At 66.0% G+C, this 620-nt stretch carries 1 protein-coding gene; it reads right to left on the bottom strand.

Annotated elements, in window-relative coordinates; all coding sequences use genetic code 11:
• Positions 1-620, bottom strand: a 620-nt coding sequence (locus BCY78_RS25770) for a hypothetical protein (protein ID WP_068306922.1), incomplete at both ends; no start/stop codon positions are given.

The raw sequence follows: 620 nt of genomic DNA, 5'->3' as shown, positions 1-620 counted from the left end.
GTACCATCATCGATGCAGGCTCCGGAATTCCCGGCTTGCGCATAGCTCACCCAAATCATCTGCCGCGGCGCAAGGATCGTCAGGCCGTCGCAAAGCCCGTTTGCCCCTTCCGGTGAGCCCTTCTCGACCAGATCCGGGAACAGCTCATTCGCAAGTTCCCAGCCAAGCGTCGTGGCTTCGTCCAGCGGGATATCGGGGGACTGGATCGAGCAGTAAAGGGCGTCTCCGACGGTGACGAGGCCCTGCAGGCCTGGCGCGGAAAGCTCCCAGCTTCCGGCATCCATGCCGGCCGCCGCCCGCAAGCCCTGCGCCTCGAGGGCCGCGATCGCCAGACCCGGCGTTCGATAGTTGCGCAGGCATTCCCGCGCAAAGGCGCGCATGGTGGTCATGGCCGGCGTCATTGCGCTGACCCCATCGGTTTCCGCAGGGCTGGCGTCCGCCGCTGGCGACGGCAGCTCACGCATGGCGGCCGGCGTGACCGGGTACTCGCCGCTCAGCGAAAGGGCGCCGCCATTGATGCCGGCATGGACCAGCCGCGTCTCGCCGGCGAAGTCCAATTCGATTGCGTAGGCATAGGTATAAAATTCGGCACCGGGGATCTCGGGGAAGTCATGCGAGGC

This window comes from Pararhodobacter sp. CCB-MM2 (assembly GCF_001691415.1).
GTDB lineage: Bacteria > Pseudomonadota > Alphaproteobacteria > Rhodobacterales > Rhodobacteraceae > Pararhodobacter.
This window is presented reverse-complemented; position numbering and strand designations above follow the sequence as displayed.